The following is a 12298-nucleotide window of genomic DNA, read 5'->3' on the forward strand; positions in this document are numbered from 1 at the left end:
CACATCAATCGACCGCCTGGGCCGATCGGGCTGGCACGGAGGACAGCGCGCGTTGATCAGGCGGCTGCTGGCCGAAATAGAGCAAGCCGCCCAGGACAAGGAAAACGATCCCAACCGCCACAAGTCCGACCATCAACACGGCGACCGCCGTGCCCGGGCCGTGGCCTGTTCTGGTGATGATGGACCGATGGTGCATGGCTCTTCCTCCGAAATCCCGTCCGGTCAGCAGATCTTGCGGCAAACGACGGCGGAGGCGGTATGTTCCCGGTGACGGGCCACATCGGCCTTTTGCCTTTCCTTTTGGGACCAAGGTCTTAGGTGAGGTATGCAAAGGTCCGACGGGTCCTGTTCGGTTCCGGCAATGTCCATCGGATGTTCCGCTATTTTAGCCAACTCGGATATGAAGGCTTTGCCTTGTCGAGGGCCAATTCGGGCGTCGAGCAGAGCAGATATCGGCCGCCCGGCATCTGATAGCGGTGTGCCAACTTTCACATTCATTGGAGAAAATGCCCCTCAGAAGGCAGGTGAAGTGGAACTTGGTTCAGTCCGGATGTCGCGGCAAACAGGCCGTCGCCGAGAAGCGGAACCATTTGAGGAAGCTCACCGGCTCGCCGGCGAAGCGGGCGAGGAAACGCTGGATGCCGCAAGCCCGGAGGATTACGCGGACATTGCGGGGAGGGAGCGCTTGCAGGTCTGAAAGGGCGTTGGCCCTCATGTCTCGTCGAACCGCCCCTCGCGTGTCGGGTGCCGCTTGATCGCGGCTTCTTCCTCGTCGTCGGGCAAGGCGTCGTCGCTGTGCTGGAGAGCGTTGTCATCGTCCTCCTCCGGCAGGTCGCCGTCCTTTTCGACGGCGTAGCGCATGTCGCCGTTTTCCGACACGGTATCGGGCAGGATCTGGGCACCCTTGATCGCGTCCCAGTCCTGCTGCTCGATGGTCGGACCCTCGACCTCAGGGCTTTCGTCATCGCCGGTGCGTGGTTTGCTGCGCGGTGCCATGCTGGCCTCCAATCCTTGAAAAGACTGAAAGCGAAACTCGAGGTGCGGTGGTTGGTTCCCGGTCCCCGTGGCAAGGGGTTCGGATGCCCTTCGGACTTAAGCTTGCGGGTGCCACTACCCCAGCCACCACCACAGCGCCGCAACCACCACCGCAACGGCGGCAAGCGCCAGACCCAGCATGATGTAGGAGCCCTTGATGATGTCGCGGATGATCTTCTTGATCGTCTCGCGGTCGTTGAGGTTGGGGAAGGGTTCGTTGGGCAGCGCCACGCCAAGGAAATCGCAGAGCGGCGCCCAGCCTTCGGTCACCTTGTAGACCAGCAGTCTGTCCGGGGGCACGGCCGCCTTCACTTCCTCGACATAGGCGTTGTAGCGCGCAACCGCCTTGGCGCGGTCATTCATCACGCCATCCAGCGTGCGGCCCCATATCAGCTTGCGCGACATGTCGCCGAATTTCCAGCCGAAGGGCGTCAGCCATTCCAGGATCCTGAACTGCCAGACATTCTCGGTGAAGTAGATCGTGTCGATCGTGCTTTCGTACCACGCCTCGGCGCCGCGCGGATGCAAGGTCAAAAGCACCTTGGCGTCGGGGAAGGCGGCCAGCAATTCCTTCCACACACAGCAACCGGGATTGTCGACTGTCGCCGTATAGTTGGCGAAGACGCGGTTCCAGTCGTGCTGGCTGCCGGGTGGGCTGTTGGCCACCTTGCGCCAGAAATCGAGATGGCCCTTGTTGGCCTTGTTCATGATCACTTCCTGCATGTGATAGCAGGGCAGACCGAGCCTGTTCAGCGCGGCAAAAGTCGACCACGTGCCGGTGCGGCCGAAACCGGCTCCGATCAGTTTGAGCGTCATTTCCCCATCCCCCGGACTTATTTTCTGCGCCACCCGCAGTCCGTGAGCATCAAATTGCTCCCGACCAGGTCAACGCGCAACAAATTTCGAGGCTGGGCTAAGGTCGGACGATCACATAGTTGCGTAGTTGCTAAAATAATGAAACTTTATAGGCGGGCATTGGGAATTCGGGCAGGGAGTCGTGCGAAACCGGGTGGTTTCGGCGATGCGGGATCGATGTATTTTGGACAATTTCTCGTGGGGATGTCAGCCACGACCATCATCGTGGCGGTCTGGGCTTACATGGCCACCGGTTCTTTCTGGAAGGCGCTGGGCTGGACGATAGCCGTGCTGGTGGTCCTCCAAGTCGGCTATTTCGCGCTCGTCATGCGGCTGATCTACAGTCGCGCACGCAAGGCGGTGAGCGAGGGTGAGGTCGACGGTGTTCCGCCGCTGCATCGCGACGGTGTTTCGCTGTGAGGCCGATCACTTGTGAGGCCGGATACCGGGGATAGATCGGCAGTGGGACGACCGACTACCAGCCCCTGTTCCCGGCCGGCGAGCCTTTTAATGTCTTCCATGACGGCACGTGGAACGACAGCGTTCGCTCTACGTTAGCTGTCGCCAAGGCAATCGACGGTTCGCGTTCTATGGAAAGAGCACGTTGGATGCATCCTCCGAGTCAAGTGCATTCCGCGACATTCCTCAAATCCGGTAATTAATCGCGGATTGTCAAAAGCATAGATTGCGCGCTTTCGCTCGATTTCGAAAAAATAGAAAATAGGCATTTGTTGGGCGTGTCGCATTTATTCCACAAATCGAAATGGAACCTCGTGACGGTGGCCGAGTTCTCCCACAGGGCCGGAAGCCCGGATAATGGATATGGAGGTTGTTATGAAACATTATCTTTCGAGTGCGGCAGCCGCGATCGTCCTGATGGGCGGCATCGGTGCGGCCCTGGCGGATACCATCGTCGTTCAGCCGGAGCAGGAAACTGTGGTTCGCGAATACGTCAAGAAGCAGCCGCTGGCGTCGGTCAATCTGCTGGGCCTTGAGCTCAAGCTCGGCTCGCCGGTGCCCGATAAGGTCGAACTGCGCGAAGTGCCCAACGTCAAGTATCGCGTCGCCGTGATCAACGACCAGACTGTCCTGGTCGACCCGGACACCCGTCAGATCGTAGAAGTGCTGCACTGACCGGTTCAGCATCAGGCATTTGAAAAAACCCGCTACCAATCTGGTGGCGGGTTTTTCTTGCCAGCTTTTGCCGCCGCCTATTCGGCGGCCAGCTTGTCCTGCGTCTTGGTGTCGAAGTCGCTGGCGTCGTGGCGCTCATGCAGTTGCAGGGCCGGCTCGCCGAAGGCGCGGTTGACCATGCGGCCGCGCTTGACCGCCGGCCGGGCGTCGATGGCCTTGGCCCAGCGCTGGACGTGCTTGTATTCCTGCACCGACAGGAACTCGCCGGAATCATTGTACATGCGTCCGAGCGCCAGCCCGCCATACCAGGGCCACACCGCCATGTCGGCGATCGTGTAATCCTCGCCGCCGAGATATTCCGTCTCCGCCAGCCGGCGGTCGAGCACATCGAGCTGCCGCTTGGTTTCCATGGCGAAACGGTCGATGGCATATTCGAATTTCTGCGGCGCGTAGGCATAGAAATGGCCGAAGCCGCCGCCCAGATACGGTGCCGAACCCATCTGCCAGAACAGCCAGGACAGGACTTCCGCGCGCGCCGGCTGCTCGGTGGGCAGGAATTCGCCGAACTTTTCGGCGAGATAGACCAGGATCGAGCCGGATTCGAAGATGCGTACCGGCGTGGCGCCGCTGCGATCCATCAGGGCCGGGATCTTGGAGTTGGGGTTGACCTCGACGAAGCCGCTGCCGAACTGGTCGCCATCGTTGATCCGGATGAGCCAGGCATCGTATTCGGCGCCCTTGTGGCCGCGCGCCAGAAGCTCCTCCAGCATGACGGTGACCTTGACGCCATTCGGCGTGGCCAGCGAATAGAGCTGCAGCGGATGCTTGCCGACGGGCAATTCCTTGTCATGCGTCGGCCCGGCGATCGGCCGGTTGATGCTGGCAAAGGCGCCGCCATTTGCCTTGTTCCAGGTCCATACTTTCGGCGGGGTGTAGTCTGTCATGTCGGGCCTCGGGTGGGGATGGGAAGGATGTGATTGAGCGGATGCATCTACAGCTAGGGCCGCGGAGGCGAAAGTTCAACTTGCGTTGAACTATTGTTTATGCGGGCGCCGCGCCCCAGCCCTTCAAAACGCCCACTGGAACTTTTGATCTGCCTGAAGGCGGACCGGGCCTTCACCGTTCGAAACTCGAAAGCCAAGCAATTGGCTTTTCGTGGCCTGCGGCCACCGCTTCTCACCCCTTGCAGCATCCCCTCCGAGCCATACCTATAGGAGAAGCCGCCAAGCATTTGCATCGCAGGACAAAATCATGGCCATCAATCCCAATCCGCGCTCCGTCGTTGCCGTGCGCGCCACTGTTCCCGAGGATGCCTTCACAGCCGGCGCGCTGGGCACGCTCAGGGAAGGCAGCGGCGTCGTCATCCGCAATGACGGGCTGGTGCTGACCATCGGCTATCTCATCACCGAGGCCGAAGAGGTCTGGCTGACCGCGCATGACGGCCGTGTCATCCCGGCGCACGCGCTGGCCTATGATCAGGAATCGGGTTTCGGCCTTGTCCAGGCGCTGGCGCCGACCGGCCTGCCGGCCGTGGCGCTGGGCGATGCCGGCAAGGCCAGGATCGGCGACGCGGTGGTGCTTGCCGACGGCGTCGGCCGGGCGGTCGAGGCCAAGATCGTCACCAAGCAGGAATTCGCCGGCTATTGGGAGTATCTGCTCGACGAGGCGATCTTCATCGCGCCAGCGCATCCGTCCTGGGGCGGGGCGCCGCTGTTCAGCGCCGACGGGGCGCTGCTTGGCATCGGTTCGCTGCGCCTGCAGATGAGCCGCGCCGGCGAAGTCGCCGATATCAACATGGTGGTGCCGATCGACCTGTTGCCGCCGATCCTCGACGATCTGCTGACGCGCGGCCAGGTGGCCAAGCCGCCGCGCCCGTGGCTCGGCGCCCTGTCGGCCGAAAGCGACGGCAAGGTGGTGGTGATGAGCGTGACCGAGGGCGGCCCGGCGGCAAAAGCCGGCCTGCGCCAGGGTGACGTCATCTCAGAGGTGCGCGACGGCGCCGTCGACGGGCTCGCGGATTTCTATCGCAAGCTGTGGGACAGCGGCTCGGCCGGCGCCGAGATCCCGATGCGGGTGGTGCGCGACGGCCGCGAGACCTGGCTGCGCGTCAAATCCGCAGACCGCGGCAGTTTCTTGAAGAAGCCGCAACTGCAATAGGCCTGGTGTCGGCCCGGCAATGCACCCCAGACTGCTCAAGACCTTCCTCGCGGTGGCGCGCTGCCGCAACATCACGCGTGCCGCCGAGGCGGTTCACCTCGCGCAATCGAGCGTCAGCGACCAGATCCAGTCTCTCGAGGCCGAACTGGGTGCTGCCCTGTTCACGCGTTCGAAGTCCGGCCTTGAACTGACGCCGGCGGGGCTGGCGCTGAAGCCGATCGCCGAAGAGCTGCTGCGGCTCGACGGCGAGGCGCGCGCCGCGGTGCTGGCGGCTGCCGGGCGCGGCAGCGGGGCACTGACCATCGGCGCGCTGGAGACGATCGCCTCGGCCCGTCTGGCGCCCTGGCTTCCGGGGTTCCAGGCTGGCCATCCCGACATCACCGTGCGGATGAAGGTGGCCGACAGCGGCACGCTGCGGCGCCTGCTGGAGGACGGCGACATCGACGTCGCCTTCTGCTTCGAGCGTCAGGACGGTGCGAAGCGCGCCGCCGACGGACGCCTGGCCAGGCGCACGATAGGGGCCGAACCGCTGGTGCTGGTCGCGGCTCCCGGGCAAGCCGCCGCGCCGCGCGACCTGGCAGACCTGGCCGCTCTGCGCTTCGTGGCGACGGAGCCCGGATGCGTCTACCGGCACATGTTCGACACCGCTTTTGCCGAGGCGGATATGGTTCCGCCCCAACCCGCGGCCGAAGTCGGCAGCATCGGCGCCATTGCCCGGCTGGTGGCGACGGGTGCCGGGCTCGGCCTCCTTCCCCGTCTCGCCGTCAGCGATGCGCTGGCGCGCGGCGAGCTCAGGGAATTGCCATGGCCCGGCCGAATGCGGACGGCACCGCTGACGATGATCTGGCGACGCCGGCGCATCCAGCCGCCGGCGCTCAGGCAATTGCTCGCCGCCGCGCGCGACACGCTGGTGCCGGAACGTCTTGAGACGGGCTCAGGACTTGAATCGGCAGATGGCTCCAAAGCATTGTTTCCAAACAACTCCCTGGCGAAGACCGTCACCGGCTAAACCAGCCGGTGCCCGCCTTCGACATGCAGCGTCATGCCGGTGGCAAATCCGTTGCCGATGAGGAAGAAAATGGCGTCGGCGATGTCTTCGGGCTGGCCGATCCTGCCGACCGGCAGCCGCTCGGCCATCGCCGCAAGCATCTCGGCCTTGCGGTCGCCGGCGACCTGCGCCCAGATCGTGGTGTCGACCCAGCCGGGCGAAACGGCGTTGACGCGGATCGGCGCAAGTTCGACGGCCAGCGCCCGCACCAGCCCTTCGAGCCCCGCGTTGACGGCGGCGACGACCGAGCCGCGCGCGGCCGGCCGGTAGGCGGCGATGCCGGAGATGAAGGTCATCGAGCCACTCGCCGCAAGCCGTGGCGCGCCGTGCTTGGCAAGCAGCAGCGGGCCGAAGAGCTTGCTGTCGACCATGCGTTGCGCCGCCTTCAGGTCAAGCTCCGGCAGCAGCCTGTAGGCGCCGTCGATGTCGGCCGCCGTGCTGACAATGTGGTCGAGCCCACCGATCTCGGCGAACAGCGCCGCAACCTGGCCTTCCCGGGCGATGTCTACGACGGCAACGTCGAGGCCGGCGGGATTGCCAAGCGCCTCGCGCGCCTCTTGCAGCCTGTCTTCGCTGCGCCCGGCGATGATGACCGTGGCGCCGGCCTCGACGCAGCGCCTGGCCAGCGCCAGGCCCATGCCGGAGCCGCCGCCGACGATCAGGATCTTCTGGTTCGAAAGGTTCATTTCGCTCTGCCTTTGCTTTGATGGGACAAGGGCAGAGGATTGGCAGGTCGGTGTGCCGAGAAGGAAACGGAAGAAACCGATAGCGTCATCGGAAATGCCGATGATGATGCACGAATGCGGTTTCGGTCAGCGCACTAGCGGGCTGTCCCAGACGGCGAACAACAGCGCTTTGAGCTGGTCGAAGCGCTCCGGCCCGAGCTCGGTGCGCCACTCCTCCTCGATGTCGCGCAATATGTCGACCATCTTCCAGAAGGCGGCGTGGCCGCGTTCGGTGGCGTGCACCACGCGCGCGCTGCCTTCGCCGTCGGAGCGGACGATATAGCCGTAATTTTCGAGGCTGCTGAGCAACTGGTTGATCGCCTGTTTGCTCATGCCGGCACGTTCGGCGATGGTGCCGGGGCGCGCGCCGTCCGGGCCGGGAAACTGCAGCACGGCCATATGCGGCAGGCGCAATTCGTCGAAACCGGCGGCGTTGAGCTCCTTGATCAGCCGGCGCTGGATGGCCTGCGCCGGCACGCGCAGCAGGGCGCCGATCAAAAGCTCCGTGGTCTTGGTCTGCAGGACTTCGGTGGAGGTGGCCATTGACGATCCGGTAAATTGAGTTTACTGACTGCTAGTAAATGTAATTTACCGGAGGGGTTTGCGCAATGTCAGCCATGGATCTTCAGGTCAACCCAGCCAATGAGACCATCGGCGGCACCAAGGGGCTGTCGGTCCGTTTCCTGGTGTCGGGCGAAAATTCGAACGGCAGTGTCGCCGCTTTCGAACTGGTGGTGCCGGGCGCGCAGCGCCTGCCCGCGCCGGCGCACAGCCACGATCATTACGAGGAAACGATCTACGGCATTGACGGGGTCTTGACCTGGACCGTGAACGGCAAGCCGATCGAGGTTGGGCCGGGGGAGGCGCTGTGCATTCCACGCGGCGCCGTCCACCGCTTCGACAATAACGGCACCCGGGATGCCAAGACGCTGTGCGTCATCACGCCGGCGGCAATTGGTCCGGACTATTTCCGCGAGGCATTCGGTCTGCTCAACGCCGCTGCCGGCGGGCCGCCTGACAAGGCTGCGATGATGGAGATCATGCGCCGCCACGGCCTGACGCCGGCAATGCCGCCACCGCCCTGATGCCGGCCGAAGGCCCAGCGCGCGCCACTTATTCCTGGCAAGCAGCGAAGGCGTCGCCCGAGTTCCAGTCCCGGAATGCGATGGTCTTGCCTTCAGCCGACACGGTCTTGTGCTTGGTGCTGCCGTCCGGCTGCTGCTTCGAGCTGGTGCCCTTGCCGGTCAGCACATTGTAGTCGCAGGCGCTGGCGGCATTCTCCTGCAGGTAATCATCGGAATCGTAGGCGAAGCCGGCAACGATGAAGGCGCCGTCGCGGTAGGCGATGGTCAGCGTCTGGTTGGTGCGCTCGCTGCCGATCTCCGGCGCCGGCAGATAGAATTTGATCGAGCCGTTGGGCAGCATGGTCAGCTCCGGCTCGGTGGCGGAGTTCTCGTAGCCCGGCCGGTCGTAACCGTTCCACTCGCCACCGATCTGTTCGCTCACGATTTCGACAGGCTTGAGGTAATTGTGCTCCTTGTCCCCGAGGAAGAAGTGGATGTCCATCGGGTCGGTCGGCCCGGTCTCGACCACCATGGCAAGGTCGGGAGCGCCGTCGCCGTTGAAGTCGCCGGTCAGCGCGGTGATGATCTTGCGGGTTTCAATCGGTTCGGCCAGCGCCACGCCCGGCAGCAACAAGGCAAGGCCGAAAAGCAGAGATTTCATTGTGGCGTGTTCCCCAGCGTGGCATTTGTGGTCCTATAGCACGGTGGGGAAGCGTCGCGCTCCTCCATCTGGTCGGGCGCGCTCCAGCCGCAACACGGCGATGTATCGCGCGTTCCCTATTTCGCGGCACCGTGCCTCACTGCTGACGGGAATTGACAGTGGCCGATGCCATGATGCCGGAAATCGCAGCATGATGGAGGCAAGATGACAGGGACGCCAGTGACGACAATTCTGAACCCGCGGGGGCGCTGATGGCGCCGGTCAAGGTCGATCCCGACAAGGTGCGGGAATTCTCCGACGCGGCGAGTTTTTATGCCTGGCTCGGCCAGCACCACGCCACCGAAAGCGAGGTGTGGATCAAGGTGCACAAGGCCGGGTCGGGACTTAAGTCGATCACGCCGAAGGAGGCCATCGACGTCGTGCTGTGCTACGGCTGGATCGATGCGGTGCGCAAGGGGCTGGACGAGAACAGTTTTCTCCAGCGCTACACGCCGCGCGGCAAGAAGAGCATCTGGAGCAAGATCAACATCGACAATGTCGCGCGGCTGGTGGAGGAGGGCCGCATGACCGGGCATGGGCTGAAACAGGTCGAAGCCGCCAAGGCCGACGGGCGCTGGGCGCGCGCCTATGGCGGCAGCAAGGAGATGAAAATCCCCGACGATTTGCAGGCGGCCATCGATGCCGAGCCGGCGGCGAAGGCGATGCTGGAAAAACTCAGTGCGCAGAACCGCTTCTCGCTCGCCTTCCGCATCCACAACATGAAGACCGAGGCCGGCCGCAAGAAGAAGATCGAGACCTTTGTCGCGATGCTGAAGCGTGGCGAGACGATCTATCCGCAGGGCAAGAAGTAGTCTCAGCCGCCCGAATGCGGGTCGATGCTGTAGGGGTGAACCGGATAGCCCTGGCCGATGGCTTCGCCCACGCGGCCGGTCCAGGCGAGGAATGCCGGGTAGTCCGGTGGAGAGAAGCCGCAATCCCCGGCGCGGTGGCTGTAGGCGTAGATGGCGATGTCGGCGATGGTGAGGTCGTTTCCGGTGAGGAACGGCGTCTCGGCAAGGCTGCGGTCCAGGGCGGCCAGCGCGCGGGCGCCGGCCTCGCGCTTGCCGGCAACCATGGCATGGTTGCGCTCGAGCCGTCCGGTCAAGGTCCAGAAACGCAGCGAGCCGATCACGGGCTCGACATTGTACTGTTCGAAGAACAGCCACTGCATCACCTTGGCGTGCCGGTAGCGGTCCGCCGGCAGCAGGGGCGTGCCTTCGGCGAGGTAGGTGAGGATCGCGTTGGATTCGGCGATGGCGCTGCCGTCTTCGAGCTGGAGCACGGGAACCGCGCCCGCCGGGTTGAGGGCAAGGAAGGCATCGCTGTGGCTCTCGCCCTCGAAGATCGAGACGAGGCGGGTCTGGTAAGGGATCTTCAGCAGGCCGAGCAGAACCCGGACTTTCCAGCCATTTTGCGATGGCAGATAATCGTGAAGCGTGAGCATGGCCGATCCTCGTGATCGGCGAACGATCGCATGGCACGACATCGGACGACACCCGATTCCTGCCCGGTCAATTCATGCACTCGGCCGCACAATGATTGCGATCTCCGCCGCCTAATAAATCAATTACGGCTATGCCATCTTTTCCCGAGACGATAACGGAGGCATTCCACATGACCATGCATCCCGACAAAGTCGCCCTCATCACCGGTGCCAATCGCGGCATCGGACTTGAAACCGGTCGCCAACTGGCGAAACTCGGTTTCAGCGTGCTGCTCGGCGTGCGCGATCTGGCCAAGGGCGAGGCGGCAGCGAAAGCGCTCGACGGCCATGTCGAGGCCATCGCGCTCGATGTCGCGGCATCCGACGCGGCTGCAAGGGCAGCCGATGGGGTCGAACGCCGGTTCGGCCGGCTCGACGTGCTGATCAACAATGCCGCCATCCACTACGACACCGGCTCGCGTGCCTCGCGACCGGACTGGACTGTCATCCGCGAAGCCTTCGAGACCAATGTCTTCGGCGCCTGGCGGGTGGCGGCCGCCTTCGCGCCGCTGCTCAAGGCCGGCGGCCACGGAAGGCTGGTCAATGTGTCGTCCGAGGGCGGTTCGCTGGCCTCGATGGGAGCGGGCGCCGGCCTATTCGACATCGAAGGCGACGCTCAATGCGCTGACCTGCGTGCTGGCGGCGGAATTGCGCGGCTCCGGCGTGCTGGTCAATGCCATCTGCCCGGGCTGGGTCGCCACCGACATGGGCGGGCCGGGCGGACGCCCGGTGGCGCAAGGGGCGGCCGGCATCGTCTGGGCCGCGACCTTGCCGGACGACGGGCCGACGGGCGGCTTCTTCCGCGACGGCAAAAGACTGCCGTGGTGAGCGAACAGGAGGCGAAGATGAGAATTGGAATTCTGGGCGCCGGCATGATCGGTGGCACGGTCGGACGGCTGTCGCAAGCCCGGCGCTTCGATGCCGACACCACCGTCTTCGACAGCGGCATGAGCGGTCCGCAAGTCCGGACAGCACTCGGGGTGGCTTGAGGCGGTTCACGATCTGAAGCGAGGAGTTACCGTAAGCGCCTGTTTTGACTAACTTTCAGCGGATCCGGCTTGCCTTCTTGTACACAAGAAAAAGCCGCCCTCGCTTTTAGCGAATGGCGGCCTTTTCCCGGGAGGAAGTCAGAAAAAAGCTGGCGATCAAGCCGCCTTGGCGTGGCCGTGCTTCTTGTGGGTGTGCTTCTTGGCGACATGCCGGTGGCCGTGCTTCTTGCCCACGTGTTTGTGGCCGTGCTTGCGCACATGCTTGCGATGCTTCTTGTGGTGCTTGTGCGCCGCCGCCTTGACCGGCGTCTTAGCTGCATCGACGGCAGCGGGAGCCGCCGGAACAGTCGCGGGCGCGGTCGGCGCGGCGGGAGCCGTGGTCGGCGCAGCGGCGGTGGTGGCGGCCGCGTTGGCCGTGCTGGTGCCGATAACCGGCATGGCCAGACCGAGCGCAATGGCGAGACCCAGCGCGGAGAGGAGGGGCTTGTTCATGATAGGCTTTCCTTCGGATTGATGGTTGCCGTCACTGGTCGAGGTCGACCGGTGTCACTCCAAGAAGTTTCAGGGCGTTGGCGTAGGTCCGGATGCCTTGCGCCTCCTTGCGCTCGGCACAAAACCGGTTGGCCTTGTCCTGGAGTGCCTCTGCCGTGGCGATCTGGCTGGCGCTGGCACCGGGTTCGGCTTTGGTCCGGATGGCTCCGTCGAGTTGAGAACCGAGCCGGCTGCAATATTCGCTCCGGGTGACCGCCGCCTGCGCAGCCGATTGCGCGACCGCAAGCATGGCGAGCGAAATGCCTGCGAGGGCACCCATCCATCCGGTCGAACGTCGTTGCATTGTCGGGACCATCCCTTTGCGTCGTGTGGCGACCGCTGTCCGGCCGCTACGGGGATGGTTATCGCAGACGATGTTTTCTTCAGTTTTTCCCGCATGTTGAATCTTGTTTCTGAAGTGTGTCTGGCAGGGTTTTTCCTTCTCCTCTTGCGGGAGAAGGTGGCCTCGCGAAGCGAGGTCGGATGAGGGTGCTCCAGGGAACGCCAACGTCTCACTCCGCTGGAACACCCCTCAACCGTCTCGGCGCTGCGCGCCGATCCACCTTCCCCCACAAGG

17 protein-coding genes and 1 pseudogene are annotated in these 12298 nt (G+C 63.9%); 8 read left to right on the forward strand and 10 right to left on the reverse strand.

The genetic code is table 11. The annotated features are described in order from the left end of the window. Positions 1-4: 4 nt before the first annotated feature. The 3 genes from FJV83_RS27700 to FJV83_RS27710 all read right to left on the reverse strand — a co-directional run bounded on the left by FJV83_RS27700 (position 5) and on the right by FJV83_RS27710 (position 1851). A complete protein-coding gene (locus FJV83_RS27700; RefSeq protein ID WP_095775084.1) occupies positions 5-196 on the reverse strand; it encodes a hypothetical protein in 192 nt (63 codons plus the stop codon). A gap of 515 nt (positions 197-711) precedes the next feature. Further along, positions 712-996, reverse strand: coding sequence for a hypothetical protein (locus FJV83_RS27705; RefSeq protein ID WP_095775085.1), 285 nt, complete (start codon positions 994-996; stop codon positions 712-714). Between the two features lie 114 nt (positions 997-1110). Next, positions 1111-1851: a sulfotransferase family protein gene (locus tag FJV83_RS27710; protein ID WP_142876873.1), complete on the reverse strand. Its 741-nt coding sequence runs from the start codon at positions 1849-1851 to the stop codon at positions 1111-1113. Between the two features lie 243 nt (positions 1852-2094). Here FJV83_RS27710 and FJV83_RS27715 point away from each other — a divergent pair, with 243 nt between their 5' ends. Together FJV83_RS27715 and FJV83_RS27720 are read left to right on the forward strand one after the other, a co-directional pair. Further along, entirely contained in the window at positions 2095-2310 is a 216-nt protein-coding gene (locus tag FJV83_RS27715) for an exopolysaccharide production repressor protein (RefSeq protein ID WP_348628976.1), read from the forward strand. Positions 2311-2724: 414 nt separating this feature from the next. After that, complete coding sequence (locus tag FJV83_RS27720; RefSeq protein WP_095775199.1) at positions 2725-3024, forward strand: DUF1236 domain-containing protein; 300 nt, start codon at positions 2725-2727, stop codon at positions 3022-3024. A 77-nt stretch (positions 3025-3101) separates the two neighbouring features. On the opposite strand, the gene yghU is transcribed toward FJV83_RS27720, so the two are convergent. Further along, positions 3102-3968, reverse strand: a complete 867-nt coding sequence (gene yghU / locus FJV83_RS27725; RefSeq protein WP_095789277.1) for a glutathione-dependent disulfide-bond oxidoreductase — start codon at positions 3966-3968, stop codon at positions 3102-3104. Between the two features lie 307 nt (positions 3969-4275). Here yghU and FJV83_RS27730 point away from each other — a divergent pair, with 307 nt between their 5' ends. Both FJV83_RS27730 and FJV83_RS27735 read left to right on the forward strand, forming a co-directional pair. Further along, a complete protein-coding gene (locus FJV83_RS27730) occupies positions 4276-5181 on the forward strand; it encodes a S1C family serine protease (protein WP_095200613.1) in 906 nt (301 codons plus the stop codon). A gap of 19 nt (positions 5182-5200) precedes the next feature. Further along, complete coding sequence (locus FJV83_RS27735) at positions 5201-6190, forward strand: LysR family transcriptional regulator (RefSeq protein WP_142885507.1); 990 nt, start codon at positions 5201-5203, stop codon at positions 6188-6190. On the opposite strand, the gene FJV83_RS27740 is transcribed toward FJV83_RS27735, so the two are convergent. Both FJV83_RS27740 and FJV83_RS27745 read right to left on the reverse strand, forming a co-directional pair. Further along, a complete protein-coding gene (locus FJV83_RS27740) occupies positions 6187-6915 on the reverse strand; it encodes an SDR family oxidoreductase (protein WP_142885508.1) in 729 nt (242 codons plus the stop codon). The two genes, FJV83_RS27735 and FJV83_RS27740, sit on opposite strands and share 4 nt — an antisense overlap. 126 nt (positions 6916-7041) lie before the next feature. After that, entirely contained in the window at positions 7042-7497 is a 456-nt protein-coding gene (locus tag FJV83_RS27745) for a MarR family winged helix-turn-helix transcriptional regulator (protein ID WP_142885509.1), read from the reverse strand. Positions 7498-7562: 65 nt separating this feature from the next. On the opposite strand from FJV83_RS27745, the gene FJV83_RS27750 reads away from it, so the two are divergent. After that, positions 7563-8039 (forward strand): cupin domain-containing protein, encoded by a 477-nt coding sequence (locus FJV83_RS27750; protein WP_142885510.1) that lies wholly within the window; start codon positions 7563-7565, stop codon positions 8037-8039. A 28-nt stretch (positions 8040-8067) separates the two neighbouring features. Here the strand turns inward: FJV83_RS27750 and FJV83_RS27755 are convergent, their stop codons facing one another. Beyond that, entirely contained in the window at positions 8068-8679 is a 612-nt protein-coding gene (locus tag FJV83_RS27755) for a hypothetical protein (protein ID WP_142885511.1), read from the reverse strand. Positions 8680-8930: 251 nt separating this feature from the next. On the opposite strand from FJV83_RS27755, the gene FJV83_RS27760 reads away from it, so the two are divergent. Next, positions 8931-9530: a YdeI family protein gene (locus FJV83_RS27760; protein ID WP_142885512.1), complete on the forward strand. Its 600-nt coding sequence runs from the start codon at positions 8931-8933 to the stop codon at positions 9528-9530. A gap of 2 nt (positions 9531-9532) precedes the next feature. Here FJV83_RS27760 and FJV83_RS27765 read toward each other — a convergent pair whose 3' ends face one another. Beyond that, the gene (locus FJV83_RS27765; protein ID WP_142885513.1) at positions 9533-10162 is read right to left on the reverse strand and encodes a glutathione S-transferase family protein; all 630 of its coding nucleotides are present in this window, start codon (positions 10160-10162) and stop codon (positions 9533-9535) included. 176 nt (positions 10163-10338) lie between these two features. On the opposite strand from FJV83_RS27765, the pseudogene FJV83_RS37755 reads away from it, so the two are divergent. Both FJV83_RS37755 and FJV83_RS37760 read left to right on the forward strand, forming a co-directional pair. Continuing rightward, a pseudogene (locus FJV83_RS37755) lies at positions 10339-10716 on the forward strand (SDR family NAD(P)-dependent oxidoreductase); the annotation flags it as partial. Positions 10717-10744: 28 nt separating this feature from the next. Next, positions 10745-11029 carry an SDR family NAD(P)-dependent oxidoreductase gene (locus FJV83_RS37760; RefSeq protein WP_348645161.1) on the forward strand — a complete coding sequence of 95 codons (285 nt, stop codon included), beginning with the start codon at positions 10745-10747 and terminating at the stop codon, positions 11027-11029. A 317-nt stretch (positions 11030-11346) separates the two neighbouring features. Here FJV83_RS37760 and FJV83_RS27775 read toward each other — a convergent pair whose 3' ends face one another. Both FJV83_RS27775 and FJV83_RS27780 read right to left on the reverse strand, forming a co-directional pair. After that, positions 11347-11682, reverse strand: a complete 336-nt coding sequence (locus tag FJV83_RS27775; protein ID WP_142885514.1) for a hypothetical protein — start codon at positions 11680-11682, stop codon at positions 11347-11349. 31 nt (positions 11683-11713) lie between these two features. Further along, a complete protein-coding gene (locus FJV83_RS27780; protein WP_179296013.1) occupies positions 11714-12025 on the reverse strand; it encodes a hypothetical protein in 312 nt (103 codons plus the stop codon). Positions 12026-12298 lie beyond the last annotated feature (273 nt).

The sequence above is a fragment of the Mesorhizobium sp. WSM4307 genome (genome assembly GCF_007003945.1).
Taxonomy (GTDB): domain Bacteria; phylum Pseudomonadota; class Alphaproteobacteria; order Rhizobiales; family Rhizobiaceae; genus Mesorhizobium.